The organism is Corynebacterium sp. ACRPS, from assembly GCF_022346005.1.
Lineage (GTDB): Bacteria > Actinomycetota > Actinomycetes > Mycobacteriales > Mycobacteriaceae > Corynebacterium.
This window is the reverse complement of the sequence record NZ_JAKRMY010000007.1, coordinates 38,396-63,887: the sequence shown is the minus strand read 5'-3', so window position 1 is coordinate 63,887 and position 25,492 is coordinate 38,396. Positions and strand designations below refer to the sequence as shown.

The following is a 25,492-nucleotide window of genomic DNA, read 5'->3' as shown; positions in this document are numbered from 1 at the left end:
TGGTTCCCCATTTAAGAAGGAAAGCGGTGGATTCCTGCGGCGGTAACCACGGCCTCAACGCGGCGATCGTGGGCCGCGGCTGGAATGGAGTCGAGGAATTCAGTGGGATAGACCATGGCGAGTACCGCGGGGTGGTTGCGCGGCACCAGGGAAAGCGCGCGGTCGTAGTATCCGCCGCCCTTACCCAAGCGGTTTCCGGCGGCATCGATGGCCATGGCGGGAGCCAAAATCAGATCGCAACCGCACAGCACGCGGCTATCAAAGCGCGGGCCGGCGGGTTCGGAAATGCCCAGCTGGCCAGGCTGCATGCTGTGCGCGCCCTTGTATTCTGCCCAGTTTAAAACGCCGTTGTCGCAGGTGACAGGCAATAATACGCGGTCGACGCGGCGGGAAAGCCAGGGGATGAAGTCCGCCCCGCCAGGCTCCGTGCCCAACGGCCAATAGGCGGCAACGCTCGAAATGCCGGCAAGCTCAGGTTCTAGCTGCTCGCGCAGGGCAGCGGACCATTCCGTGCGCTTCTCGGCGGTGAGGCCGCGGCGCGCGCGAAGCAGGCGGGTGCGCAGTTGCTCTTTGATATCGCTGGAAGAAGGCATAAATAAATAATAGCGTCCGTGGCGTAGCGCTACACAGGAAAATAGTGCGCCGTTGTACCCTAAGATTCATGGCTAATGAACGCGAAGATTCCGCCACCGGAATCACCACGGTTGTAGTTCCAGCGGCTGGCATGGGCACCCGCTTTCTGCCCGCCACGAAAACCGTCCCCAAAGAATTGCTGCCCGTTGTGGATACTCCCGGCATCGAATTGATTGCTGAGGAGGCAGCCTCTGTGGGCGCGCGCAGGCTTGCGGTCATTACCGCACCCGAAAAACAAGAAGTAATGCGCCATTTTGCGGAATTTCCGGATCTGGTAGAAACCCTAGATTCCCGCGGCAAGGATGAGCAGGTAGCTAAGGTCAACCGCGCCCACCAGCTCATTGAGCCCATCGCGGTGGAGCAAGAAAAGCCCTTGGGCTTGGGCCACGCCGTGGGGCTGGCGGAAGAAGTCTTGGCAGATGACGAGGACTCCTTTGCCGTCATGCTGCCGGATGACATCGTGTTGCCGGCCACCGTCATGGCGGATATGGCGCGCGTTCGCGCCGAGCTCGGCGGTAGCGTGCTGTGTGCCTTTGCGGTGCCGCAGGAGCAGACGTTTAACTACGGCGTATTCGACGTAGAAGATACTGACGTGCCGGGCGTGAAAAAGGTTATCGGCATGGTAGAAAAGCCGGACCCGGAGGACGCGCCGTCCAACCTGGTGGCTACCGGGCGCTACCTGTTGGACCGGAAGATCTTTGATGCGCTGCGCCGGATCGAACCGGGCAAGGGTGGCGAATTGCAGCTGACCGATGCCATCGAGCTGCTCATTGAGGAAGGCGAGCCCGTCCACGTGGTGGTCCACGAGGGCAAGCGCCACGATTTGGGTAACCCCGGTGGCTATATCCCGGCCAACGTGGACTTTGGTCTGCGCGATGAAAAATACGGCCCAGCGCTGTATAAAGCTATTAAACAAATTATGTCCGATTTCGAGGCGGAGCAAGGCCTGAACTAACTATCTTGCCGTGCGCACGTGCGTTGAGGGCAGCAAGGTAAAAGGGCAAGAAGAAAGGGCGGGCAGAGACCGTATGCGTTCAGTTGATGACCAGTTGGCGCTGGTTACTGATGCGGCGACGACCCCGGAGCCGGTGCGGATGAGCATTTCTAATGCGCTGGGGTTAATGTGCGCCGAGCAGGTGCAGGCCTATCAGCCTCTACCGGGCTTTCCCCAGGCAGCCATCGATGGGTACGCAGTTCGCGCGGTTGATATCGGCGGCGAGCGAGGGCTGAAGGTGCGCCGCCCGAAGAATCAGGACCAGGAAAGCAGCGAAGGGGAGGGGTCTGCCGAGCAGGCCGAGGACGCCGCCGCGCAGCCCGCCCAACCCGAGGTCGAGCGTTCCTTGCCCGTCGTCGGTGAGGTTCCGGCCGGTTCGAAGCAGCCGCTGCGCCTGCAGCCCAAGCAGGCCGTGCGGGTCTATACGGGCGCGCCCTTGCCCACGCTTGCCGATGCCGTCCTGCCCCTCGAGTGGACCGACCGCGGCCGCAAGCGCATCACGGCGCACCGGACGGTGCGCTCGGGCGATTTCGTCCGCCGCGTGGGCGACGATATCCAGCCCGGCGATGTCGCCGTATCCTCTGGCACCGTCCTTGGCCCGGCGCAGATTGGCCTGCTGGCCGCCGTGGGGCGCTCCAAGGTGCTGGTTTATCCGCAGCCCCGCGTGACCATCGTGTCCTTCGGTCGCGAGCTCGTCGATGTGGACAAGGAACCGGGCCTGGGCCAAGTCTTTGACGTGAACTCCTACTCCTTGGCCGCCGCCGCAAAAGAAGCGGGGGCGGACGTGGTCCGCGTGGGCATTGCCGAAGGCGAACCCCGCCGCATCCGGGAAGTGCTAGAAACCCACATCACGCGCAGCGAGGCGCTCGTCATCACCGGTGCCGTTGGTGGTGCCGGTGCCGAACAGATCCGGGAGATCCTGGCAGAAATCGGCGATATCGATACTTCCCGCGTGGCCATGCACCCAGGATCCGTGCAAGGCTTTGGGCTGGTAGGAGATGAGCGCATCCCTACGTTCCTCCTTCCCTCGAACCCGGTATCGTCGCTGGTTATTTTCGAAATTTACATTCGCCCCTTGATTCGCCTGGCCCTGGGCAAGCGCAATGCCCACCGCCGGGTGGTCCGGGCCCGCGCACTGAACCACATTGATTCCCGCCCAGGGCGCCGTGGTTTCATCCGTGCCCGCTTGATGCGCGATGCCGAAACCGCCGATTACCTGGTCGAGGGTCTTGGAGGTGCGACCGGCGCGCCAGCCCACCTTCTGGCAGGACTCTCTGAGGCCAATGCAATGATTCGAGTGCCAGAGGAAGTCACCGAGATCCGCCCGGGCGATGTTGTTGACGTCTTATTCCTCACCCAGCGCAGCTAATGCTTGACCCCTTCGGTACCGCCGCAGCCAAGCTGCGCCATCCAGTCACCGGGCCGACCGATGATCTGCACCCCGGTTGGCCGGAGGCGACGCCGACGGTGCAGCTTCCTCCCTCGGGGGCGCTGCCGTCTGGTGGGCGGTTGCGGCTGCGCCCCTTGCTGCGCTCGGATGGTCCCGAGTGGCGGCGCCAGCGCATTGAGGACGAAGCTTTGCTCCGGCCGGTGGAGCCGACCCAAGCGACCACTTGGGCAGAGGCCCACAGCTCGCAGGCCTGGTGGAATTACCTCATTTTTCTGCGCAACTCCGCGCGCGATGCGCAGGTGATCCCCCTGGCTATCGAGCTCGAGGGAAAGTTTGCCGGCCAGGTAACGCTCGGCAATATTCAACACGGCAGTATTCGAGATTGTTGGATCGGCTATTGGGTTTATTCCGCTGTGCAGGGCGCTGGCGTTGCCACCGCGGCCACCGCCCTGGGCGTGGATCACGCCTTTGGGCGGGTAGGCCTGCACCGAGTGACCGCCACTTACCTGGAACAAAACCCCGCCTCCGGGCGCGTGCTAGGTGCCAACGGCTTTCGCTCCGAGGGGTATTTGCGCCGCAACCTGCATATAGATGGCGCCTGGCGGGATCACCATTTCGTGGCCTTAGTCAAGGAAGACTTCTCATCCACGGCGGTTGAGCGGCTGCACCAAGCTAGGCGTTTGGTGTGAAAATCATCCCTAAATCCAAGTAATGCTTTCTCAATTTTCACATAAGTAACAACATTGTAATTTACAGCTTCTGTGGCCCCTAAAGTGCGGTTTTGGTGATTAGAGTGGAGTAATCATCTGCACCCCAAGGGAAGGTCCTTAAGTCGTGTCCACAGCTGTGCCAGTTATTGCAATCATCGTGGTGTGGCTCTTCGTGCTCGCGCCGTGGCTATTGGGCAGGAGCAATCGCCCGATGAGCCATACCGGCGAGGCCTTTGAGGATACCCGCGTGCTCTTTTCCGGCGATTCCGGCAATGTCGCCGGCCGCCGCCGCCCGCGCTTGCGGGCCGATGATGTCCACCGCAGCGGCTCGGATGAAGACCACGACTACGAGGTTGTATCCGCTGCCGCTGAGGACCCGGACAGCGAGGCAGACGTCGATGACGTGCTGATCGATGACGAAGCAGAGGACCGCGCTTCCCGAGCGCAGTCGCGGACCATTGCTGGCGCGGCCCGCCGCGCCCGAGCGCAACCCTTTGGCGTAGGTGGCCGTGCATACCGCTCCGCCGACGAGGACGAGGCTGACGCGCGCGACGAGCAGGTCACCCAGGCAGAGGGGCAGGCAGAGACCATCGAGGGTGAAGTCATTGAGGAATCCGCGGCTCCGGCCGCTGCCGCTGAATCAAATGGTTCCACCGCTGACGCCGATGGCGCGCGCACGGCCACCGCTTCCGATGATGCGGATGCGGACGCAGACGATGCCGATGATGTCTTGCTCGAAGATGATGAGCGCGTTGGCGAAGAAGGTGGTGCAAAGCGCAAGCGCCGCCGCAGGAATGTGGCTGCCGATTCCACCGAGTCCTTCACCGCGCCGGCGACCGAAGACATTGCCGAGGACGCGTACGACTACGACGAGACCTATACTTCCCCGGTAGACCTGATGTACCCAGGTGCGGTCGATCCCGCCCCAGTTATCGATGCCGAAGAAACGGACACCGCAGAGACCGATTCGGAAGAGGCAGACAACGACGGTGCAGCCGAGGAATCGGCCGGAGCCGATGAGTACGGTGCCCAGGGCTCCGAGGACGCGGCGCTGAATACAGACCTTTCTGAGGACGAGGTAGCTTTTGCTCAGCGCCGCCTTGGCCGCGGTGGATGGGACCCAGTGGCGGATAAGGAGAAGTCCGCTACGCGCTACCAGCGCCGCCAGCGCACGCTCATTGGCCTAGCCATCGCCGTGGTCCTCACCGTGGCCTTGGGGATTGTGGCCGGTGGATGGACCTGGTGGCTGGCAGGCATCGTCGGTGTCCTGACCGGCACCTATTTGGTGGCGCTGCGCGCGCAAGTCCGCCAAGAACAAGCACTGTTGCGCCGCCGGGTAAAGCACCTGCGCCGGGCGCGGTTGGGCGTTCACAATACCGATGATGAGGCGCTAAAGATCCCCCGCAACCTGCGCCGGCCGGGTGCGGTCGTCGTCGAAATCGACGATGAAAGCCCCGACTTTGAGCACCTTCCCTTAAGCTACAGCGATGATGAAGACGGTGACTTTGATGGCCCGCACGCCGGGCCCGATGGGGTAGGGCGCCGCGATGACCTGGCCGCTCGCCGCGCGGGTTAATTAGACAGCTTCTCCCTCGCTTCCGGGGAGTTTTTCGGTTTCTTCCGGCCATACGCCGGAGGTAGCCCGGCGGTGGGAGCCCAAGAGGTGGGTATCGACCATGCCGATGGCCTCCATGAGGGCAAAGCAGGTCACCGGCCCTACGAACTTAAAACCGGCCTTCTTCAATTCACGCGACATGGCCTGCGACTCGGGGCTCTTCTTCGGGATATCCTCCATAACCTCGGGGTAGGTATTTTCTGCAGGCTGAAAGCTCCAAATGAAATCCGCTAGGCCGCCGTTTTCGCGCAGTTTAATGGTGGCCTTCGCGTTATTGATGGTGGCGCGGATCTTGGTCTCGTTGCGGATAATGGAGGCATCGGCAAGCAAGTGCTCCACCTCGGCCTCGCCGAATTCCGCAACCTTGTCCGGATCAAAGTGGCAAAAGGCCTCGCGGAAGGCGGGGCGCTTTTTTAATACCACGGCCCAGGACAGCCCAGACTGGAAGGACTCCAAGCTCAAGCGCTCAAATAGCCCGTCCTCGTCCCTAATGGGAAGGCCCCATTCGGTGTCGTAATAATCCGTTAGCAGCGACGACGTCACGGCCCACGGCGTGCGGGCTACCCCGTGCGCGTCATAGGCCAGCGGGGTGCGTTCTTCGGTAGTGGTTTCAGTGTCCATGGGAGGTTCTCCTGTTGGTATGTAGTGCCTATTTTCCTTGTCTTTCCCATTGAAGCAGCGATTGCGGATGAGGCGCAGCGCGTACCTCGCTAGATGGTGAAATTGCGAGCTCAGCGGGTGGAGCGGTGGCGTCTTCGCGTTGGGGTAGGCATTCGATGTAGTCTATTGACCATGAATAGACCTGCCGTTCGCGATGCCGCATTGCTGCTTTTTCGGTTGGTTCTCGGACTCATTTTTATCGCGCACGGCGTGGACAAGATGTTCATGGACGGAATGGATGAGACGGTAGGGCAGTTTTCCGCCCTCGGCATCCCGCAGCCACAGATTGCCGGTTATGCCGCCGCAATCGGGGAAATGGTAGGTGGCGCCTTCCTCGTCATCGGTTTGTTGACCACTTTTGCCGCGGCGGCGCTGGCCGTGGATATGGTGGGCGCGCTGTACTTCGTGCACTGGGGCAATGGCCTTTTTGCTGGCGACGGCGGCATCGAGTACCCCTTGGTGCTGTGCATGTCCCTGCTGATGATCGTCATTTTTGGTTCTGGCCGGGCGAGCTTGGATAGGGCGTTAAGCAATGTTGACGCATAGCCAAGTACAAGCGGCGATTTCCGCCCAACTGGATGGGGAAGACGCGGAGCTTTCCGCCGATGTCATCGACGCCCACCTAGAACACTGCGCGGAGTGCCGGGCCTTTCGCGATAAGGCAGCGGCGCTATCGCGCTCCTTAAGCTTCGTGGAACCGGCGGACTCCGGCATGGCGCCACCGACCGATCTGTCAGAGGTGATCCTCGCAGGTGTAGAACCGGAGTGGAAGCGGGCCTCGAGCGCCAGGCAGGCCAACCTCACGGTGGCGCGCATCGCCTTGGTGGCCATGGGGCTTGTCTTTGCGGTGTGGGCCATCGTGCAGGTGGTACGCGCCTCCGGCCTAGTGCCCATGGGCGCAGAGGGCTCGGTGCTGGATCCGGCAGCCGACCCGGAGCGCGCCAACCTGCTGATGGAGGGCGCGGCCGTGCGCTTTGGCATGGCGTGCGGACTGCTGTGGAGCGCGTGGCGCCCAGCCTCTGTGACCGGGCTGTTCCCGGTATCCGCCACGATGTTTGCGTTTCTTTTTGGCTTTGGCGTGCGCGATATTGCGCTGGGTACCGTCACCATGGAGCAGGTCTATTTGCTCATCGCTACCGCGCTATCGACCATGAGCCTGGGCTGGGCGTGGGCGGCCGAGAAGGGCTACCTGGTGCGCGCGTGGTGGAAATCCCTGAACGCGCAGCCGCACTAAGGCGAACGAGGTTCTGCGAGCTATTTCCAGCTGGGCAACCACATCATGGATTGGTACCACGATTCCGGGATGATGAAGCCGTACAAGATGGGCGCGAAGTAGAAGAACATCGCGACCACCAGCGCGAGGTAGCAGGCGGCGGCAAATGTTCCCCGCCGCATCGGCCCGCCAGCGATGCGCGTTATCCACTGCCACTTGATGGGCTTACCGCGCCCGACCATTTGGCCCAGTATGAGGGCAAGCAGCACGATGACAAAGGGGATAAACGCGGTGGCATAAAAGAAGTACATCTGCCGGTCAAAGGCCGCGAGCCACGGCAGGAATCCGGCCGCGAAGCCCACGAGGGGAATGAGGAAGGCGCGGTTGCGGCGGATGATAAGCGACCACATCCCCCAAAGTACCGCGGGGACCACCAGCCACCAGATCGCCGGGGTGCCAAAGAGGTAGAGCATCTTGCGGCATTCGCCACCGCCGCTGCATTCCAGGTCCGTGCTGGAGTAGTACAGAATGGGCCGGGCCCCGGCCAGCCATGCCCACGGCTTGGAATCCCACGGGTGGTGGTGGCCACCGGAAGAGGTCAAGCTGGCGTGAAAATCCAATACGGATAAGTGGTAATAAAACCAGCCGGCCACAGATTCTGGTAAGTGCATGAGCCAGGAGTCTTCCCCGATGGTCCCATCCACCTTGGCGTGCCGGTAGACCGCGGTTTCTGAGGCGAACCATGCGCGCCAGCTCCACACATAAATCATTACTGGGACGGCAACTAGGGAGGCTAGTGCCGCGGGAGTATCGCGAATGAGCGTGCCCACAATATAGCGGCGAACGCCGTACTTGCGGCGCAATGCGAGGTCACTAAAGACACAGAGCAGGCCGAAGAACATGATGTAGTACAGCCCGGACCACTTCACGGCGAGCGACAGTCCTAAGAAGACGCCGGCGGTAAAGCGCCACCACCGGAAGCCAAAACGCGGCCCGAAGGGGGAGGTGCCCATCCCGTCGCTCAGCAGGGCGTTGTGCAGACGCTCGCGCATTTGTTGATGATCGCGGGCCAGTGCCCAGGCTGCGGCGACGATGAAAAAGACCTGGAAGATATCCAGCATGCCAAACTTCGCGGAGACCAAGAGGACGCCATCGCAGACGGCCAAAATGCCGGCAAAGGTGGCCACCTGCCAGGAAAAGGACAGCCGGCGAGCCAGAGCCATGGTCATCAGGACGGTGGCGACGCCGAAGAGAGCCGTCATCAAGCGCCAGCCCAGCGGGGTATAACCAAAGACCCATTCTGAAATGGCAATGATCTGTTTGCCCAGCGGCGGGTGAACCACGAGCCCAAAGCCTGGGTTGGTCTCGATGCCGCCGATGAATAAGTTATCCCAGCTTTTGACCATGTCCCAGGCTTGGGGGACATAGTGCTTTTCATCGAAGACGGGCGTGCCTTGGGATACCGGCGCGGTAAGCCCCACAAACCGGGTAATCAGCGCGAGAACGGCGATGATGCCGGTGCTAATCCAATCGGCCTTGCCCCACGTATAGGTACGCGGTGCCGGCGGGATCACGCGGTTATGCGGGGTGCGCGGTGAGCTAGCGGGGGCAGCGGTAGCAATAGTCACGAAGAAGAGTTTAGGCCACGAGCCTTCGCGCGGGCGCATAGGAGAATGTGGAATGCTAGAGGCATGTCAGCTTTAGGTCTGGAACCACTTCCGCGCGGCGTTATCCTCGCCGCCACGCCCTTGGGGAATGTCGCTGATGCCTCTGCGCGCCTGATGCAGGCATTGGCGCATGCGGATGTCATCGCCGCCGAAGATACCCGCCGCGTGCGCAACCTGGCGCAGGCCCTGGGCATCGAAATTTCCGGCTCTGTGGTGTCCAACTTCGACCACAATGAGCAGGCGCGTGCGCAGCAGCTTATCGATGCCGCCCAGCACGGCACCGTCCTCGTGGTCACCGATGCCGGCATGCCAATCATCTCCGATCCCGGTCTGTCACTGGTGGCCGCGGCCGCCGAGCGCGATATCCCCGTGACGTGTTTTCCGGGTCCTTCGGCGGTGCCCACGGCGCTTGCCTTGTCTGGCTTGGGCGTGGGCCACTTCCTCTTCGATGCATTCCCGCCGCGCAAGCCCGGCCCGCGAAAGGCGTGGCTGGAATCGCTGCGCAATGAAAAGCGCGCCATCGTATTTTTTGAATCTCCCCACCGCATCGCCGATACGCTTGCCGATGCCGCCCAGGTCCTCGGCGCCGATCGCCCCGCCGCGGTATGCCGCGAGCTGACCAAGACGTACGAGGAGGTGCGCCGCGGTTGCCTAGCAGAGCTGGCCGAATGGGCAAGCGAGGGCGTGAAGGGCGAGATTACCGTGGTGATCGAAGGCGGAACCGGCGCTGCTGTGACCGCCGCAGACCTGGTCCCGCAAGCCTTGGAGCTTGCCGGGGCCGGCATGCGCTTGAAAGACGCGTGCAAGCAGGCTGCCAAGGGGACTGGGGTGTCCAATCGGGAGCTTTATGATGCCGCGTTGGATGCCCGCTGAGCGCCCGCTAATTGAGCTCTTGTTGAGCCGTCCTCAGGTCATTTCTATGTAGCGTATAAAACGTCACAATTACTCGTGCTAACTGGTGGTTTCACGCTTCTATATATGTTATCGAATCGTTATCTTTCCCGGGCGTGTGGCGCCTAAAACCTGTCTACGTGGGGATATGTAGCCTATAAGCATGTAGGAAGTCTTAAGGAAATGCTCAAAAATGTATGTAAGCTGGGGTTTTGATAGCAAAACGGTTTGAAAAATTGGGGTCGCGCCACCAGTCTAGAGAGCATGACTAATACTGAAAATAACGGCGCTGGTGTGCCCGAAGAGGGGAAGGGGCCCGGCGAAGCGCCGGCTGGGACCACTTCTGCTGCTTCGAGTGAACAGCCGATTGAGGATTATCAAACGGTAGAAGAGGCACTGGACGAGCAAACGGCGACGAGCCAGATCCAGGACATGCTCAACTCTGAGGGGTTCCACCCCGAAGAGTATGATGATCCGGAAATCGAAATCGCCGCAGACCGCGATAATATCCCGATTGACTGGACCATCATGGGGATTGCGGGTGTGCTCGTTGCCGCCATCGTTATCTGGGGCCTGGCCGCACCGGATAACTTCGCGGACTTTTCTTCCGCGGCCCTGACGTGGGTCGTCGATAAGTTCGGTTGGGCCTACGTGCTCTTCGGCACTGTCTTCGTGGCCTTCGTTATCTTCATCGCGTTCTCTAAGTTCGGCTCCATTAGGTTGGGCCACATCAATGAGGAACCGGAGTTTTCCACGCCTTCGTGGATCGCCATGATGTTCGCTGCCGGTATGGGCATCGGCCTGATGTTCTACGGTGCTTCCGAGCCGCTGGCGAACTACCGCGACGGTACGCCTGGCCAAGGAACGGAAAACGTGGGCTCGTCCATGGCCTATGCCATGTTCCACTGGACGCTGCACCCCTGGGCTGTCTACGCCATTGTTGGTTTGGCCATCGCGTACTCGACCTACCGCATCGGTCGCAAGCAGCTGTTGAGCCAGGCCTTCGTGCCGCTCATCGGCGAGCGCCGCGCCAACGGCGGATTGGGCAAGTTCATTGACATCCTGTCCATCTTCGCCACTGTCTTCGGCACCGCCTGCTCCCTGGGGCTTGGCGCGCTGCAGATTCAGGCCGGCCTGGAAGCCTCCGGCATCATCGATAACCCAACCCAGTCTGTGGTTATCGGTATTGTGTTGGTCCTGACCTTGGCCTTCTTGCTGTCCGCGCTCTCCGGTGTGGGCAAGGGCATTCAGTACGTGTCCAATGCCAACATGGTCTTGGCTGCGGTGCTGGCTATCTTCGTCTTCATCTTGGGCCCAACCGTGACCATCCTGAACCAGATTCCAGGATCCATCGGTAATTACTTCAACTACTTCACCGAGATGATCGGCCGTACCGCCGAGTCCGAAAACGGCACCGCCGGCGAGTGGCTGTCTAGCTACACCATCTTCTACTGGGCATGGTGGGTCTCCTGGTCCCCATTCGTGGGCATGTTCTTGGCACGCATTTCCCGCGGCCGTTCCGTCCGCGAGTTCTGCTTGGGCGTCCTGCTCATCCCAGCGGGCGTTTCCACCCTGTGGTTCGCCATCTTCGGTGGCACCGCAATCCACATGGAGCAAAACGGCGAATCCATCACCGGCGAATCCGCCGAAGTAGAGCTGTTTAACCTCCTGCACAACCTGCCCGGTGGCTTCATTGCCGGCGTCGTCGCCGTCATCTTGCTGTCCACCTTCTTCATTACCTCCGCAGACTCCGCTTCCACGGTGATGGGTTCGATGACCCAGAATGGTGCCGCAACCGCGAAGCCGTGGCTATCCGCCCTGTGGGGTGCCCTGACCGCAGCCGTTGGTTTGACCCTGCTCTTGGTCAATGAGGACGCACTGTCCAACCTGCAGAATGTCACCATCGTGGCGGCGCTGCCGTTCTTGTTCATCGTCATTGGCCTGATGTTCGCCATTTACAAGGACTTGAGCCAGGACATCATTTACCTCGAGTACCGCGAGGCGCAGCAGTTCCAGCGCAAGATGGCCCGCGAGCGCCGCTTGCACCGCGACTACCAGCGCACGCAGGTGCTCAAGAAGCGCCGCAACGAGCGTTTGAAGAACCCGATGAAGCGCAAGTAGATAGACCATCTACCGCCTTCGGTAGCAGCGCCCGCCGCTTTCCCATACTTGGGAGGGAGGCGGGCGCTTTTCGGTGGTAGAGGTAATGTGCCCTCAACGTGTGTTCGTGCAGGTGCTTCGATAAACTGGACTCCATGACTGAGTCTTTAGTAGTAAATGTTGCCTGGCCATACGCCAATGGCCCGCGCCACATCGGTCACGTGGCTGGTTTTGGCGTTCCCTCTGACGTATTCGCCCGGTTCCAGCGAATGCGTGGCCGCAACGTACTCATGGTCTCCGGCACGGATGAGCACGGCACCCCGTTGCTGGTCCAGGCCGATAAGGAAGGCGTATCCGTCCGCGAACTCGCGGACCGCTATAACCGCCAGATTGTCAACGATCTGGCCAACCTCGGCTTGTCGTACGACCTTTTTACCCGCACCACCACCCGCAACCACTACTCGGTGGTGCAGGAGCTGTTCAAGGGGCTCAATGAGAACGGCTACATGCTGAAAGAGACCACCAAGGGGGCAATTTCTCCATCCACCGGCCGCACGCTGCCGGACCGCTATATCGAGGGCACGTGCCCCATCTGCGGCGCGGATGGCGCCCGCGGTGACCAGTGCGATAACTGCGGCAACCAGCTGGATCCGGTAGACCTCATTGACCCGGTATCCAAGATCAACGGCGAAACCCCGCAGTTCGTAGAGACTGAGCACTTCCTGCTGGATCTGCCATCGCTTAAGGACGAGCTGCAAAAGTGGCTTTCTACCCGCGAAGATTGGCGCCCGAACGTGCTGAAGTTCTCCCTCAACCTGCTGGAGGATATGCGCCCGCGCACCATGACCCGCGATATCGACTGGGGCATTCCCATTCCGGTGGATGGCTGGCAGGACAATAACGCGAAGAAGCTGTACGTGTGGTTCGATGCCGTCGTGGGCTACTTGTCCGCCTCCATCGAGTGGGCGCACCGCACCGGCCAGCCGGAGGCGTGGAAGGAATTCTGGCAGGACCCAGAAACCCGCCACTACTACTTCCAGGGCAAGGACAATATCACCTTCCACTCGCAGATCTGGCCGGCGGAATTGTTGGGCTATGCGGGCAAGGGCTCGAAGGGCGGCGAGCTGCACCAGTACGGCGAGCTGGACCTGCCCACGGAAATCGTGTCCTCGGAATACTTGACGATGTCCGGCTCCAAGTTCTCCTCGTCCAAGGGCGTGGTGATCTACGTTAAGGACTTCCTGGCGGAGTTTGGCCCGGATCCGCTGCGTTACTTCATCGCCGTGGCTGGCCCGGAAAACAACGACGCGGACTTTACGTGGGATGAATTCGTGCGCCGCGTCAATAATGAGCTGGCCAATGGCTGGGGCAACCTGGTCAACCGCACCGTGTCCATGGCGCACAAGAACTTCGGCGAGGTTCCGGTTCCGGCGGCCCTGGAGGAGCGCGACGAGGCCATCTTGCAGCTGGCGGAGGAGACCTTTACCACCGCCGGTAACCTGCTGGAGCAATCCAAGTTCAAACAGGCCATCGTCTCCATCATGCACGTGGTGGGCGAGGCGAATGCATATATTGCCTCCCAAGAGCCGTGGAAGCTGGCCAAGGATGAAACCCAGCGCGAGCGCCTGGCCACCGTTTTGTGGACCGCCCTGCAAGTCGTGTCTGACTGCAACGTCATGCTCACCCCGTTCCTGCCGTTTACCGCGCAGAAGGTGCACGAGACCTTGGGCCGCACCGGCGAATGGGCCGCGCAGCCTGAGGTGCGCGAGGTTAAGGACGATATCCCGGTTGAGCTCGTGGGTGCGGGCCTTCCGCCAGAAAACCACGAATATCCGGTGATTATGGGTGACTACACCCAGCAGCAGGCCAAGTGGGAGCGCATCCAGGTGGCACCGGGTACGACCTTGGCAAAGCCGAAGCCGCTTATTTCCAAGCTGGATCCAGAGCTCGGCGAGACCGGCCCGGAATGGGCGCCGGTGATGAACTAGCTCGGTAACCCCAGCGTAGATACGAAGGCGCGGTGGCCAATCCCTATGAAAAAGGGGAGGCCACCGCGCTTTTGCTATGCCTAAAAGTTCTGCCTAGTGCTGGAAATCGCGCTGCAGGTGAACCAGGCCTAGGCGTACGCCGTGCTTGGTGTGGATATTGGGCATGCGGCCGGTTTCTTTAAACCCAAACTTCTTGTGCAGCGCGATGGAACCGGCATTGGTATCGACGATGTAGGTAATCATGGTCTCGATATAGGGATCGTCGGCGGCGATGTCCATGAGGGCATCGAGAAGCTCAGAGCCCACGCCCTTGCCCTGGGCTGAGGGGGAGATGTACACGGAATCTTCGACGGTGCCGTAGTAGATGGCGGGCGTGACGAATTGAAAGTAGGCGGCCCAGCCGATGATTTCATCATCGTCTACGGCGACAAGCACAGGCGAGCCCGCCTTGGACATGTCCTTCAGCCAATCCTCGCGGTCTGCAACCTCTTCTTGCCAGGTAATGAGGTTATTGGCCGGTTTAGCGGCGGAGGCGGCGTTGTAGATGGCGGAAATGGAAAGGGCATCGGCAAGCTCAGCGGGGCGAATATGCATTAAAAGTCCTTTACACCAGAAGTTCTAAGTGAGTGAGGCTAAGCCAGTGATCGAATTTGTAGGTTACCTCTTTGAGAGTTCCCACGTTTTCAAACCCGAACTTTTCATGCAACTTTAATGATGCCGTATTAGTGGACACGATTAGGGCGAGCAGCGAATGTACCTTGTCATCCGCCCGGGCGCGGTCTACCAGCTCGCGCATAAGGGCGGTGCCCACGCCTTGGCCCTGGGCATTGGGGGAAAGGTAAATCGTGGTTTCATAGCAGCCCTGCCAGATGCGGGGATCGTGGTAGGGGTGATAGAGCGCCCAGCCCAAGTATTCGCCCTCGTCGGTTTCGGCAACGAGGAAGGGACAGTCCAGTTCCTGGATGTGGCGCAGGTGTTCTTCGCGTTCAGCCACGGTGACTGGGGTGGAGTTAAAGATGACATCGGTGTGCTCGATGGCCCAGTTGAGGGTATCGGTCATGGCGGGGACATCGCTCAGGTCCGCTGGTCTGATCAACATAGCTGCCAATATTACAATTGCGGGTATGTCTAAAAAGAAGCCACGTCCTACTCCCATTCCGGCCCCAGGGCTCAGCGGCCTCAGCGATGCACATACCCACCTTTTCTCGCATAAAGATACCGATGAGGTGCTGGTCAACCGCGCCCGCGCTGCTGGGGTATCCCGCCTGGTGACGGTTGGCGATGACCGCCGCGAGTCCGAGGCGGCCCTTGCGACCGCGCATGCTTTTCCCAACGTGTATGCCGCCTGCGCCATCCACCCGGTGCGGGCGAATGAACTAGACGCGCCCACCAAAGCCGCGTTGGAGGAGATGGTGGCGGATCCGCGGTGCGTGGCGGTGGGGGAGACCGGCATGGACGCCTATTGGGTCCACCACGAACCGGAGACCACCGCGAGCTTGGTCCAGCAGGAAGAATCCCTACGCTGGCATATCGATCTGGCGGTGCGCACCGGCAAGACGCTCATGATCCATAACCGCGAGGCGGATCAAGACTTGCTGCGCATTCTTGCCGATGCCCCCACGCCTGAGACCGTCATGCTCCACTGCTTCTCCTCACCGTTGCGGGTGGCGGAAGAAGCATTAGAGCGCGGCTACGTTTTGTCCTTTGCTGGCAACGTCACCTTCAAGCGGAATGCGGAACTACGCCAGGCGGCCGCGCTGGCCCCGGCGGGGCAATTGCTGGTGGAAACCGATGCGCCGTTTATGACTCCAGAGCCGTTCCGCGGGCAGCGCAATGAGCCGTCCCTCATCGGGCACACCTATGACTGCATTGCACGGGCCCGCCACCAAACCACTCAGGCATTGGCGGCGGAGGTCAATGAGACTTTTGACCGTGTGTATGGAATTAGCATGACAGGACAGTGAGGATTGTCACAAAATTAAATCCGCTGGTCGCTGGTGGTATGGGTGCTGGATGTGACAACTGTTTTCGCCCGTTATAACTGTGGCGCACCGCTTCTCGACTTTCCCTACTCGTTATCGTATTGTTATTGATTGTTCGTTGAGGCTTTACGCCTCTACCTTCCCGCCGCGCCGGTTCACAGTGGAGCAGCGCGGCATCGCCGCTGGTTTTCCTTAGCCAGCGGCAACAATTGTGATACTGGATAGACAGCACCACCGGAGATTAACTACACATGGCACCTCACCACATTAAGCGCATCAATAATTCACGTTCCCTGCCCCTGCGCCTGGCAACGGGTGGCGTCTTGAGCACCCTCGCCGTCGGCGGTGTCGTGGCGATTGCCGCGCAGAAAGACTTGGTCGTAGAAGTCAACGGCGACAAGGTAGAGCTGGCCACCTTTGCCGAGGACGTGGACGGCGCCCTGCAGGCCGCCGGCGTCCAGGTGGGCGAAGAAGATATCGTCTCGCCCGCACCATCTGAGTCCGTGGCCGATGGTGATGAAATCTCCGTGCGCACCGCCAAGCCGGTCGCCGTGTCCATCGATGGTGAACAGCAGCAGCTTTCTACCACCGATCTCACCGTGTCTGATTTGCTCAATAACCTGCAGGGAGTAAACCCGGGAGCCGCCGTGAAGTCTGGCGAGGATGACGTGGATAAAGATGCGCAGCTCAAAGACGGCATGGATCTAGAGGTCGTTTCCCCCAAGATCATCAAGATCAACGATGGTGGCAAGAATACCTACACCAAGATTGCCGCCAAGACCGTGGGCGATGTCCTCAAGGAGCGCGGTATTAAGCTCGATGAGGATGACCGCGTCTTCCCAGCCAAGGAAGAAAAGGTCACCGAGGGCATGTCTATCAAGGTAGAACGCATCGACATTCAGACCGAGGATGTCACTGAGGAATTCGACGCCGAGCCGCATTTCGTGGATGACCCCGAACTGGAAGCCGGCGCCGAAGAGGTGCGCGAACAGGGCGAAAAGGGCAAGCGCGAGATCACCCGCAAGGTAACCCTGAATAATGGCAAGAAGGAATCCGAAGAGGTCATCAAGGACGAGGTCGTTGTAGGGCCAAAGCCTGCGACCATCGCCCGCGGCACCAAGCAGGCGGAGCCGGAGCCGCAAGGCGGTAACTCGGGTGCGTCAGCCCCCGCCGTGGCCGATGGCTCCGTATGGGATTCCATCGCGCAGTGCGAGTCCACCGGTAACTGGTCCATCAATACCGGAAATGGTTTCTCCGGCGGCCTGCAATTCACGCCTTCCACGTGGGCTGGCTTTGGGGGCACCGAATACGCGCCCGAGGCATGGCAGGCCACCCGCGAGCAGCAGATCGCCGTGGCACAGAAGGTACAGGCTTCCCAGGGCTGGGGCGCATGGCCTGCATGTACCTCTAAGTTGGGGCTGCGCTAAAAGCACGCACAGCACCGCGCACTCTGCACCCCGCGTCATTACGGCGCGGGGTGCGATTTTCTGCATTCTTCTACTAGGTTAGAAAACATGACTGATTCCCCGGGCGCCGCGCTTTTAGGCCCAGTAGAAATCCGAGCTTTAGCGGAGAAACTGGATATCACGCCCACCAAGAAGTTGGGGCAGAATTTTCTCCACGACCCCAATACCATCCGCCGCATCATCGCGGCGGCGGACCTGGAACCCACAGACCGCGTCGTGGAGGTCGGCCCTGGGTTGGGGTCGCTGACCCTCGGGTTGGTGGAGACCGTTGAGGATCTCACCGCGGTGGAGATTGATCCGCGCCTGGCGGCGCAGCTGCCGGAAACGGTGGGCGAGCGAGCGGCGGACTACGCTAAGCGCCTGCGCGTGGTGGAAAAGGACGCGCTGCGCGTGACCAGCGAAGATGTCGCGGCACCTACGGCGCTGGTGGCCAACCTGCCCTATAACGTGGCGGTGCCGGTGCTCCTGCACTTTTTGGAAACCTTTCCCTCCATTCGCCGCGTGCTCGTCATGGTGCAGCTGGAGGTGGCGCAGCGCCTCGCTGCGGAGCCCGGCAGCAAGATCTACGGCGTGCCTTCTGTGAAGGCCGGCTTTTATGGCGCGGTGAGCCAAGCGGGGACCATTGGTAAGAATGTCTTTTGGCCCGCGCCCAATATCGCCTCCGGCTTGGTGCGCATCGATGTCTTCGATACCCCGCCTTGGCCGGTTGACGATGCCGCGCGCGCTGCGGTCTGGCCGCTTGTCGATGCCGCCTTTGCCCAACGCCGCAAGACCCTCCGCGCCGCGCTATCGGGCCACTATGGCTCCGGCGCGGCCGCCGAGGAGGCCTTGCGCGCGGCCGGAATCGATCCGAAGCAGCGCGGGGAAAAGCTCGCTGTTGCAGACTTTGTACGATTGGCAGGACTATAGTGAGCGCACCACACGGAAACGAGCCGATTACCTATACCGCGCATGCGCATGCCAAGGTCAATGTGCACCTTGGCGTGGCGGAACCGCGGGAGGATGGCTTTCACGAGCTGGTCACGGTCTTTCAGTCTTTGAGCCTGCACGATACGGTAACGCTGACTGATTTAGGCAATGCCGAAGTGGATAAGCCCCGCGTGCAGTACCTCAAGGTATCCGGTCCGCACGCGGCGGGCGTGCCCGAGGACGATACGAACCTGGCCTGGGCTGCGGTAGACCGCATCATGCAGCACCTGTATGTCACCCGCGGCGGCATTAAGATTCCAGAGGTGGGCCTTGAGATTCACAAGGCGATTCCCACCGCCGGCGGCATGGCCGGCGGTTCCGCGGATGCCGCGGCGGCGCTGCGCCTTGCGGAGCGCTGCTACGGCCGTTATTACGGGATTGATTCGGTAGGAGATCACATTCTGAATGCCTTGGGCGCCGCCCTCGGCTCCGATGTGCCGTTTACCTTGCTGGGCGGCACAGCGCTTGGTACTGGGCGCGGGGAGCAGTTGACCTCCATGATGACCAGGGGCACCTATCACTGGGCGCTGATCGCTTCTGACCGTGGGCTCTCAACACCAAGTGTGTTCAGCAAACTCGATGAATTGCGTGATGCAGGGCGGGTAACCGCGCCGGCGCTTGATACGACGGAGATTTCCCAGGCGCTTATCTCCGGCGATGCCCACCGCGTGGCGGCGCACCTGCACAACGACCTGCAGCCCGCCGCGCTATCCCTGCGCCCAGATCTCCGCAAGACCTTGGAGGCAGGCATGGATGCGGGTGCGCTCAATGGCATCGTCTCCGGCAGCGGGCCCACCTGCGCCTTCTTATGTGCTTCGAAGGAAGATGCGGAGGAAGTCGCAGCGCAGGTCAGCATAGAAATACCGGGCACCAAGGGCGTTGTAGCCCAGGGCCCGGCTGCGGGTGCGGAAGTGCTCTAGCTTAGGGCGAGTAGGGGCATCGCCAAGCACGAGCACTAGAGTGCTGGATTTTTAGAGCACGGCCATTTCGGTGGGCTCAAAGTCCAGCTCGTAGCGGTCGGTTTCCTTACCGCGCAAGAGGTCGATGACGACGAGCTCCTTCTTCTGCGCATCCGTGATGTAGGCATATCCATTGGCGGCCTTCAGGATCGGGCCCGGCTGCTGCCATTCCTCGTTTTCCTTCCACTTGGAAATCGCGTCGATCTGCTTGGTGATTTCGCCGGAGTCTGGGTCGATGACATTGAGCTTGCCATCGGTGGTCAGCACCAGGGCCTCGCCCATTGGGCCGCGCGCCAGCGAGCGGAACCAGTAGGAACCGTTCAAGTCCACCTTCTTGGCGGAGTAGTCCTCGGTATTGATCAGGGTCACGGAGGTGGGGTGCTCGGACTCGGCGTCCTTGTCGGTCTTATTATCGGCCAGGATGACGTTCGATTCCTCAGAACCCGCGGCGTTTCCGGAGCGCTGGTAGCCATCGGCACCGGCGTAATCGGAGACGTCCACCTTGTGGAACTTGGAGCCGTCAAAGACTACGGGGCCGTCTTCGCAGCCAAAGAAGAGCTTTCCATTTCCAGCGGCTGCTTCGCCGTGGACGCCGGGGCACTTGGTGGTCTCATCCAAGACCTTGCCGTCCTTGTCCAGGTGCTGGATGGTGTGGCGCTCGTCCTCGGTACCCTTGGTGATGACCACGGAGCCATCCTCAAGCGGGACGGCCACGCCGTGGTGCGCCTCGCCCGTCTTGACGGTGTTGACGGGCTTGGCGTCCTTGGAGCCGATGTCCTCGGTCTTATAAATCTTGGCTACGCCATCGCCATCAGAAAATAGGGCGGTAAAACCATCGTGGTGGACTACGTGGCCAGCGTGGGGCGCCTTAATCTTGTCATCGCCCAGCTTCGGATCCGCGGTGTAGTAGTGGTTGTGGTCACCGTGGGCCTTGGTGATGAGGCCGGTGTCGTAGGTGAGGAAGTTATCGCCCTTGGTTACCATGACGTGGCGGTCGTTGCCGGCGTCATTGAGGCGAAGGAAGGCATTCATCTCTTCTTCATCGAGGACGTCTCCAGATTTGGCATCGTAGGTGGTCAGACCATCAGCGTGGGAGAAGACGATGCGCGTGGGAAGCTGGGCTACCTCGGTCTGTCCTTCTTCTGCCTCCATGCCGTCGTGGGAGTGGCCCTCGTGATCGTGGTCATGGTCATGATCGTGGTCATGGTCATGTTCGTGGCTTTCCGCGGTGGTGGATTCGCTGGTGTTTTGGGCGTCGGTGTCTTCTTCCGGCGCCGAGCAGGAAGCGATGGTGAGCGCTGAGGCAGAGAGGATAGTGCAGAGGGTAAGTGTGTGCTTCTTCATACACACGCAGAGTATTGCAAGTGAAATTCGGTAGCAACATGTTTGGGAATGCGGGGGTGGCGGTAGGGAGGTATTAAGATGAGTCCCTGTTATGGCAAACCTGATTAACCTCGAGCAAGTCACCAAGTCTTATGGCTTAAAAAGCCTCCTTGATGGGGTATCCCTCGGCGTGCAAACCGGGGATCGCATCGGCATCGTGGGCGTTAACGGCGGCGGTAAGACCACCCTGCTGGAAGTGCTCACCGGCATCGAGCCGCCGGATTCCGGCCGCGTTTCCCACACCTCGGATCTGCGCATGGCCGTGGTGACGCAGCGCTTTGATCTGCCCGAAGAGCTCACCATCGCTCAGGCGATCATTGAGCCCCTCGAGCTCGAGACCTACGAATGGGCCTCCAATGCCAAGGTGCGCGATGTGCTCGGTGGCCTCGGCATCGTGGACCTAGGGCTGGATACTCCCGTGAGCTCCCTGTCCGGTGGCGAGCGCCGCCGCGTGAACCTCGCGGCCGCGTTGGTGCAGGATTTAGATCTGGTGGTGCTCGATGAGCCCACGAACCACCTTGACGTGGAAGGCGTCCAGTGGCTGGCGGATCACCTGCTCAAGCGCAACCTCGCCGTCATCGTGGTCACCCACGATCGCTGGTTCCTCGATACCATCGCCACCTGGACGTGGGAGGTGCACGACGGCACGGTCGATGCATATGAGGGCGGATACAACGACTGGACGTTTGCCCGCGCCGAGCGCGCCCGCCAGGCCGATGCGATGGAACAGCGCCGCAAAAACTTAGCCCGCAAGGAATTGGCGTGGTTGCGCCGCGGGGCACCGGCGCGTACCTCAAAACCGCGCTACCGGATTGAGGCTGCGGAAGCGCTTATTTCTGATGTCCCCGAGCCGCGCAACAAAGTCGAGCTCATGTCCTTTTCCAAGCAGCGTCAGGGCCGGGTGGTCATCGAGCTAGAAGATGCCACGGTGAAGTCCCCGGATGGCCGCACCTTGGTCGATCACCTCACCTGGCGCCTGGCCCCAGGCGAGCGCATCGGCCTCGTGGGTGTTAATGGCTCCGGAAAGACCACGCTGCTGCGCACACTGGCTGGCGAATACGAGCTTGCGGCCGGAAAGCGCATCGAGGGCCAAACCGTGCGCTTGGGCTGGCTGCGCCAGGAACTCGATGACTTGGATCCGCAGCGCCGGCTTCTCGATGCCGTCGAGGATGTTGCCACCTACGTGCAGCTAGGCAAAAAGGAGCTCAGCGCCTCTCAGCTGGCCGAGCGCCTCGGCTTTTCCGCCAAGCGCCAGCGCACCCCGGTCGGTGATCTTTCCGGTGGCGAGCGCCGCCGCCTCCAGCTCACCCGCGTGCTCATGGCAGAACCCAATGTTTTACTCCTCGATGAGCCCACCAACGACCTGGACATCGATACGCTCCAGGAACTGGAATCCCTGCTCGATTCGTGGCCGGGTACCCTGGTGGTCATTTCGCACGATCGCTACCTGATCGAGCGCATTGCGGATAATACGTATGCGCTGTTTGGGGATGGCAACCTGACGAACCTTCCCGGTGGCATCGACGAGTATCTGCGCAAGCGCGAAGAAATTGAGGCCGGCAAGAACACAGGGGTTATAAACCTGGGAGAAAAGAAGACGGGCGCGCCGGCGCCGAAGCCGGAAAAGAAGCTTTCTTCCCAGCAAGAGCGCGAAATCACCAAGAAGATGAACGCGCTTGAGCGGAAGATGCAGAAGCTGGAAAAATCCGCCGCGCAGATCAATGAGAAATTGGCCGCGGCGGCAGAAGAAGTCGATACCGAAGCGATGACTCGCCTCGATACGGAATTAAAGGACAATCGCAGCACCTATGAGGATTTGGAGATGGAATGGCTGGAGTTAGGGGAGAAGCTCGAGCAGTAGAAGCTCGCATCGCCGATATTGTCCGCCACCTCGATCCGTGGGGCATTATCGGCGCCGCCATTCTGTCTACGCTGGGCCTTACTCCGTCCATTTTGCCCCGCGATTGGCCCTATCAAGGCCTGATTTCGGGCCTTGCCGCCGGGTTCGGCTACGTGGTGGGCATCGGCGTGAAGCTGGTGTGGTACCGCTTCGTCGTGAGCAAATGGGCGGATAAGTATCCCTGGCTTGCCGCCTCCGCATGGGAGCCAAAGCACTACCGGTTGCTCGCGCGCATCGCCACAGGTGCGTTCATAGCCTGGCTGGTCGGTTTCGTCATTATCGCCGTGCGCTGGCAGCACGAGCTCGCGAGCGTATATTCCGTGCCCGCGCCGTCCATGTCTAGCTACCTGCTGGTGGTGCCCCTGGCGCTGGCGGTATTTACCGTCTTCCTGCTCATCCTGCGCTCCATTATCTTTCTGGTGCGCTGGTTAGCGCGGCGCTTCCCGCAGCGGTTCCGCTCCACGTACCGCCGCCTCGGGGCAGTACTTATCATTGCGGTTATCGCTATCTACACCGTTGAAAACATCATTCCCGGTGCCATCGTGGGCTTGGGCGATAGGGTATTTACCGCCCAGAACGCCGACCCCGATCCGGACACTCAGCGCCCCACCCTGAGTGAGCGCTCCGGATCGCCTACTTCCGATGTCGACTGGAACGGCGTCGGCCTGCAAGGCTCCCGGTTTCTCAGCTCCGGCGCGCATAAGGCCGAGCTAGAACAGGTGACCGGGAAACCTGCCAAAGAACCCATCCGTGCCTACGCCGGCCTGGGTAACCGCGACTCTAATGAAGGGCGGGCGCAGCTGCTTATCGATGAACTCGAGCGCACCCACGCCCAAGACCGCAAGGCCCTCCTGTTGACCATGCCTACCGGCACCGGCTGGGTATCGTCCTATTCCGCGCAAGCCTTCGAACTACTCTATGGAGGGGATACCGCCATTGCCGCAGCACAGTATTCCGCCATGCCGTCTGTATTCCACTTCCTTGGCGGCGGCGGCCAAGTAGAGCGCGCCGGGGAAGAGTTCATCAACCCCATCGTGGACTGGTGGAATTCACTGCCAGAAGATGACCGACCCAAGCTCTACCTCTACGGCGAGTCCTTAGGCACAACCGGCATCGAGGCAGCCTTTTCCGGCGTGCGCGATATTGCCAATTCCGTCGATGGCATCTTATTGACTGGCCCGCCGCACTTTAACCAGTTGCGCTCGCAGTTTGTGGAGCGCCGCGATCCCGGGTCCACGGAAATCTCGCCGGTCTACGCCGGTGGCCTCGTGGTTCGCTTTGCCAACGAGGTGGACCAAGTCCGCCGCTGGGGACGCGTTCCGGAAGAGGAGTGGGGCAGGACCCGCATGCTGTATATTCAGCATCCTTCCGATCCAGTGAGCTGGTGGTCGCCCGAATTGGCCTTCAAAGAGCCGGATTGGATGAAAGAAGATACCCCCTATTCCCGTGAACGCGTGATGCAGTGGATGCCTATTATTACCTACCTGCAAGTTGCCGCGGATCTACCCGGAGCCAAGGATGTTCCCGATGGTGTGGGCCATAATTACGGGAACTCTGTCCTCGATGGCTTTGCGGCCATCGCCGGGCCCGATGTTGCCCGCTCCATTGATTCGGAGGAGCTGCAGCGGCAATTCGATGAACTCGATGTAGGTATTTATTAGGCCTCCTGGAGGCTTCTTCACTACCGCGAGGTAGCCGAGAACTCACCGAGCGCCGTTTCTATAACAAAGCCATATCGAAGTGCGGTGGAACCGGCGATATGCTTTCGCCCTCTGAAAAGTTATGACAGGCTGAAAATTATGAAGCCGATTCGAAGCGCCACCGCAGCAGTCCTGACCACCGTACTCGCCCTGTCTGGCACCACGGCAGTGGCTTCTGCGGAGCTTAACGCGGTCCCGCAGGTTCAGCAGGTGTCTACCCTTGCTGAAAAGTACAACGTTACTTTGCCCAGCTTTCTAAAGGCCGCACCCGAAGCTGAACCAGAAGTAGCAGCGGAAGAAGCGCCTACGGCTGAAGCCGCACCGGAGCCTGAGGCCTTCGAAGCCCCGCAGGTTGCCGCTGACTTGCAGGTAGCCACCGCTGATCACCTAGCCCAGGCTGGCCACCACCCGGATGAGACCGCAAGCGCTATCGCGCAGGAATGGGCAAACCAGGGTGCAAATGGTGAGCTAAAGTACTACGGCGATGTGGCAAGCGGCGTGACCCACACTGAAGAAGGGCAGGGCAACGTCTACCGTCTGTCCGAAGAGCAAGCCCAAGAGCGCCTCAACTGGTTCAACCGAGGCCTCGAAGTAACCCCCGGACCCGAGTACGGTTATGGCGTCGCTACCGCCTTTGATGGCGAGTTCATCTACATCGCGGAGTACTTCCTCAACTAGTTCTTAGCTTCCGCGGAACCTGCCCCCGATTCTTCCGAGGTCCGCGCGCATGGCAGAGCAGCCATGACGTAGTGGACACATCATTGGTAGAATCGGGGGCATGATTTTGATTAACGTACAGTTCCGCGTAAAGCCTGAATACGCCGATACCTTCCTTGATGAGATCAACTGGTACACCGAGGCTTGCAACGCCGAGTCTGGCTGCATCGACTTCAAGTGGTACCGCGATCCGGAAGATTCTCAGCGCTTCCTGCTGCTCGAGTCCTACGCTGATGGTAAGGACGTAGAGCACGTTCAGGGCGAGCACTTCAAGCGCGCCTGCGACGAATTCCCCAAGTACCTCGTAGAGACCCCAGACATCATCAACGTCCACATCGATGGACGCACCGGTTGGGACAAGATGGGCGAGTTCGCCGTCGATTAATCTCGCTGCCTAATACTAAAGACCGCACTCATGTGAACTATGGGTGCGGTCTTCATTTATGCGTTCACCTACGAGTCAGAACTTTTAACCCCGCTCTTCACGGTCACGGGCGGGGAACCCGCCCGGTGAGATCGAACCACCCCGCGAGCGCGAAGGGCGGGCGAGGAAGG

Annotated in this window: 23 protein-coding genes; 17 read left to right on the top strand and 6 right to left on the bottom strand. The window is 60.7% G+C overall.

The annotated features are described in order from the left end of the window. Positions 1–11 precede the first annotated feature (11 nt). Positions 12–593: a 5-formyltetrahydrofolate cyclo-ligase gene (locus MHX65_RS05480; protein WP_239269185.1), complete on the bottom strand. Its 582-nt coding sequence runs from the start codon at positions 591–593 to the stop codon at positions 12–14. 68 nt (positions 594–661) lie between these two features. Here MHX65_RS05480 and MHX65_RS05475 point away from each other — a divergent pair, with 68 nt between their 5' ends. From MHX65_RS05475 to sepX, 4 genes are all read left to right on the top strand, one after another. After that, the gene (locus MHX65_RS05475) at positions 662–1,588 is read left to right on the top strand and encodes a UTP--glucose-1-phosphate uridylyltransferase (protein WP_239269184.1); all 927 of its coding nucleotides are present in this window, start codon (positions 662–664) and stop codon (positions 1,586–1,588) included. 73 nt (positions 1,589–1,661) lie between these two features. Further along, entirely contained in the window at positions 1,662–2,996 is a 1,335-nt protein-coding gene (gene glp, locus MHX65_RS05470; protein ID WP_239269183.1) for a molybdotransferase-like divisome protein Glp, read from the top strand. After that, positions 2,996–3,706: a GNAT family N-acetyltransferase gene (locus tag MHX65_RS05465; RefSeq protein WP_239269182.1), complete on the top strand. Its 711-nt coding sequence runs from the start codon at positions 2,996–2,998 to the stop codon at positions 3,704–3,706. Before glp ends, MHX65_RS05465 begins: the two co-directional genes overlap by 1 nt. Positions 3,707–3,863: 157 nt before the next feature. After that, a complete protein-coding gene (sepX, locus tag MHX65_RS05460) occupies positions 3,864–5,303 on the top strand; it encodes a divisome protein SepX/GlpR (protein ID WP_370657790.1) in 1,440 nt (479 codons plus the stop codon). Here sepX and MHX65_RS05455 read toward each other — a convergent pair whose 3' ends face one another. Beyond that, complete coding sequence (locus MHX65_RS05455; protein ID WP_239269180.1) at positions 5,304–5,963, bottom strand: DNA-3-methyladenine glycosylase I; 660 nt, start codon at positions 5,961–5,963, stop codon at positions 5,304–5,306. 171 nt (positions 5,964–6,134) lie between these two features. On the opposite strand from MHX65_RS05455, the gene MHX65_RS05450 reads away from it, so the two are divergent. After that, positions 6,135–6,548 carry a DoxX family protein gene (locus MHX65_RS05450; protein ID WP_239269179.1) on the top strand — a complete coding sequence of 138 codons (414 nt, stop codon included), beginning with the start codon at positions 6,135–6,137 and terminating at the stop codon, positions 6,546–6,548. Then, on the top strand, positions 6,535–7,236 hold the full coding sequence (locus MHX65_RS05445) for a zf-HC2 domain-containing protein (protein WP_239269178.1): 702 nt from the start codon (positions 6,535–6,537) through the stop codon (positions 7,234–7,236). Before MHX65_RS05450 ends, MHX65_RS05445 begins: the two co-directional genes overlap by 14 nt. A 20-nt stretch (positions 7,237–7,256) precedes the next feature. Here MHX65_RS05445 and MHX65_RS05440 read toward each other — a convergent pair whose 3' ends face one another. Further along, positions 7,257–8,882, bottom strand: coding sequence for a dolichyl-phosphate-mannose--protein mannosyltransferase (locus MHX65_RS05440; RefSeq protein WP_239269177.1), 1,626 nt, complete (start codon positions 8,880–8,882; stop codon positions 7,257–7,259). Positions 8,883–8,906: 24 nt separating this feature from the next. Here MHX65_RS05440 and rsmI point away from each other — a divergent pair, with 24 nt between their 5' ends. From rsmI to metG, 3 genes are all read left to right on the top strand, one after another. Continuing rightward, the gene (rsmI, locus tag MHX65_RS05435) at positions 8,907–9,755 is read left to right on the top strand and encodes a 16S rRNA (cytidine(1402)-2'-O)-methyltransferase (RefSeq protein ID WP_239269176.1); all 849 of its coding nucleotides are present in this window, start codon (positions 8,907–8,909) and stop codon (positions 9,753–9,755) included. Positions 9,756–10,037: 282 nt separating this feature from the next. After that, positions 10,038–11,894 carry a BCCT family transporter gene (locus tag MHX65_RS05430; RefSeq protein WP_284849635.1) on the top strand — a complete coding sequence of 619 codons (1,857 nt, stop codon included), beginning with the start codon at positions 10,038–10,040 and terminating at the stop codon, positions 11,892–11,894. A gap of 134 nt (positions 11,895–12,028) precedes the next feature. Beyond that, a complete protein-coding gene (gene metG, locus MHX65_RS05425) occupies positions 12,029–13,861 on the top strand; it encodes a methionine--tRNA ligase (RefSeq protein WP_023028548.1) in 1,833 nt (610 codons plus the stop codon). Positions 13,862–13,954: 93 nt separating this feature from the next. Here the strand turns inward: metG and MHX65_RS05420 are convergent, their stop codons facing one another. After that, on the bottom strand, positions 13,955–14,455 hold the full coding sequence (locus tag MHX65_RS05420) for a GNAT family N-acetyltransferase (protein ID WP_239269175.1): 501 nt from the start codon (positions 14,453–14,455) through the stop codon (positions 13,955–13,957). Positions 14,456–14,465: 10 nt separating this feature from the next. Further along, positions 14,466–14,960, bottom strand: coding sequence for a GNAT family N-acetyltransferase (locus tag MHX65_RS05415; RefSeq protein ID WP_239269174.1), 495 nt, complete (start codon positions 14,958–14,960; stop codon positions 14,466–14,468). A gap of 25 nt (positions 14,961–14,985) precedes the next feature. Between MHX65_RS05415 and MHX65_RS05410 the strand changes: the two genes are divergently transcribed. The 4 genes from MHX65_RS05410 (at position 14,986) to MHX65_RS05395 (ending at position 19,198) form a co-directional block, all read left to right on the top strand. Then, positions 14,986–15,825 (top strand): TatD family hydrolase, encoded by an 840-nt coding sequence (locus MHX65_RS05410; protein WP_239269173.1) that lies wholly within the window; start codon positions 14,986–14,988, stop codon positions 15,823–15,825. A 269-nt stretch (positions 15,826–16,094) separates the two neighbouring features. Further along, on the top strand, positions 16,095–17,270 hold the full coding sequence (locus tag MHX65_RS05405; protein WP_239269172.1) for a transglycosylase family protein: 1,176 nt from the start codon (positions 16,095–16,097) through the stop codon (positions 17,268–17,270). Positions 17,271–17,357: 87 nt separating this feature from the next. Then, the gene (gene rsmA, locus MHX65_RS05400) at positions 17,358–18,218 is read left to right on the top strand and encodes a 16S rRNA (adenine(1518)-N(6)/adenine(1519)-N(6))-dimethyltransferase RsmA (protein WP_239269171.1); all 861 of its coding nucleotides are present in this window, start codon (positions 17,358–17,360) and stop codon (positions 18,216–18,218) included. Beyond that, positions 18,218–19,198 carry a 4-(cytidine 5'-diphospho)-2-C-methyl-D-erythritol kinase gene (locus tag MHX65_RS05395; protein ID WP_239269170.1) on the top strand — a complete coding sequence of 327 codons (981 nt, stop codon included), beginning with the start codon at positions 18,218–18,220 and terminating at the stop codon, positions 19,196–19,198. The genes rsmA and MHX65_RS05395 overlap by 1 nt, the downstream gene beginning before the upstream one ends. A 51-nt stretch (positions 19,199–19,249) precedes the next feature. Here MHX65_RS05395 and MHX65_RS05390 read toward each other — a convergent pair whose 3' ends face one another. After that, positions 19,250–20,581 carry a hypothetical protein gene (locus tag MHX65_RS05390; RefSeq protein ID WP_239269169.1) on the bottom strand — a complete coding sequence of 444 codons (1,332 nt, stop codon included), beginning with the start codon at positions 20,579–20,581 and terminating at the stop codon, positions 19,250–19,252. Positions 20,582–20,672: 91 nt separating this feature from the next. Here MHX65_RS05390 and MHX65_RS05385 point away from each other — a divergent pair, with 91 nt between their 5' ends. The 4 genes from MHX65_RS05385 (at position 20,673) to MHX65_RS05370 (ending at position 25,322) form a co-directional block, all read left to right on the top strand. Continuing rightward, entirely contained in the window at positions 20,673–22,481 is a 1,809-nt protein-coding gene (locus MHX65_RS05385; protein ID WP_239269168.1) for an ABC-F family ATP-binding cassette domain-containing protein, read from the top strand. Next, positions 22,448–24,181 carry an alpha/beta-hydrolase family protein gene (locus tag MHX65_RS05380; protein WP_239269167.1) on the top strand — a complete coding sequence of 578 codons (1,734 nt, stop codon included), beginning with the start codon at positions 22,448–22,450 and terminating at the stop codon, positions 24,179–24,181. Before MHX65_RS05385 ends, MHX65_RS05380 begins: the two co-directional genes overlap by 34 nt. Positions 24,182–24,319: 138 nt before the next feature. Then, positions 24,320–24,898 (top strand): hypothetical protein, encoded by a 579-nt coding sequence (locus MHX65_RS05375; RefSeq protein WP_239269166.1) that lies wholly within the window; start codon positions 24,320–24,322, stop codon positions 24,896–24,898. Positions 24,899–24,998: 100 nt separating this feature from the next. Continuing rightward, positions 24,999–25,322 carry a putative quinol monooxygenase gene (locus MHX65_RS05370; RefSeq protein ID WP_239269165.1) on the top strand — a complete coding sequence of 108 codons (324 nt, stop codon included), beginning with the start codon at positions 24,999–25,001 and terminating at the stop codon, positions 25,320–25,322. The last annotated feature ends 170 nt before the right edge of the window (positions 25,323–25,492 follow it).

Coding starts and splice junctions, on each gene's coding strand:
- MHX65_RS05480 (WP_239269185.1), bottom strand. CDS start 593: ATGCCTTCTTCCAGCGATATCAAAGAGCAACTGCGCACCCGCCTGCTT.
- MHX65_RS05475 (WP_239269184.1), top strand. CDS start 662: ATGGCTAATGAACGCGAAGATTCCGCCACCGGAATCACCACGGTTGTA.
- glp (WP_239269183.1), top strand. CDS start 1,662: ATGCGTTCAGTTGATGACCAGTTGGCGCTGGTTACTGATGCGGCGACG.
- MHX65_RS05465 (WP_239269182.1), top strand. CDS start 2,996: ATGCTTGACCCCTTCGGTACCGCCGCAGCCAAGCTGCGCCATCCAGTC.
- MHX65_RS05455 (WP_239269180.1), bottom strand. CDS start 5,963: ATGGACACTGAAACCACTACCGAAGAACGCACCCCGCTGGCCTATGAC.
- MHX65_RS05450 (WP_239269179.1), top strand. CDS start 6,135: ATGAATAGACCTGCCGTTCGCGATGCCGCATTGCTGCTTTTTCGGTTG.
- MHX65_RS05445 (WP_239269178.1), top strand. CDS start 6,535: ATGTTGACGCATAGCCAAGTACAAGCGGCGATTTCCGCCCAACTGGAT.
- MHX65_RS05440 (WP_239269177.1), bottom strand. CDS start 8,882: ATGCGCCCGCGCGAAGGCTCGTGGCCTAAACTCTTCTTCGTGACTATT.
- rsmI (WP_239269176.1), top strand. CDS start 8,907: ATGTCAGCTTTAGGTCTGGAACCACTTCCGCGCGGCGTTATCCTCGCC.
- MHX65_RS05430 (WP_284849635.1), top strand. CDS start 10,038: ATGACTAATACTGAAAATAACGGCGCTGGTGTGCCCGAAGAGGGGAAG.
- metG (WP_023028548.1), top strand. CDS start 12,029: ATGACTGAGTCTTTAGTAGTAAATGTTGCCTGGCCATACGCCAATGGC.
- MHX65_RS05420 (WP_239269175.1), bottom strand. CDS start 14,455: ATGCATATTCGCCCCGCTGAGCTTGCCGATGCCCTTTCCATTTCCGCC.
- MHX65_RS05415 (WP_239269174.1), bottom strand. CDS start 14,960: ATGTTGATCAGACCAGCGGACCTGAGCGATGTCCCCGCCATGACCGAT.
- MHX65_RS05410 (WP_239269173.1), top strand. CDS start 14,986: ATGTCTAAAAAGAAGCCACGTCCTACTCCCATTCCGGCCCCAGGGCTC.
- MHX65_RS05405 (WP_239269172.1), top strand. CDS start 16,095: ATGGCACCTCACCACATTAAGCGCATCAATAATTCACGTTCCCTGCCC.
- rsmA (WP_239269171.1), top strand. CDS start 17,358: ATGACTGATTCCCCGGGCGCCGCGCTTTTAGGCCCAGTAGAAATCCGA.
- MHX65_RS05390 (WP_239269169.1), bottom strand. CDS start 20,581: ATGAAGAAGCACACACTTACCCTCTGCACTATCCTCTCTGCCTCAGCG.
- MHX65_RS05385 (WP_239269168.1), top strand. CDS start 20,673: ATGGCAAACCTGATTAACCTCGAGCAAGTCACCAAGTCTTATGGCTTA.
- MHX65_RS05380 (WP_239269167.1), top strand. CDS start 22,448: ATGGCTGGAGTTAGGGGAGAAGCTCGAGCAGTAGAAGCTCGCATCGCC.
- MHX65_RS05375 (WP_239269166.1), top strand. CDS start 24,320: ATGAAGCCGATTCGAAGCGCCACCGCAGCAGTCCTGACCACCGTACTC.
- MHX65_RS05370 (WP_239269165.1), top strand. CDS start 24,999: ATGATTTTGATTAACGTACAGTTCCGCGTAAAGCCTGAATACGCCGAT.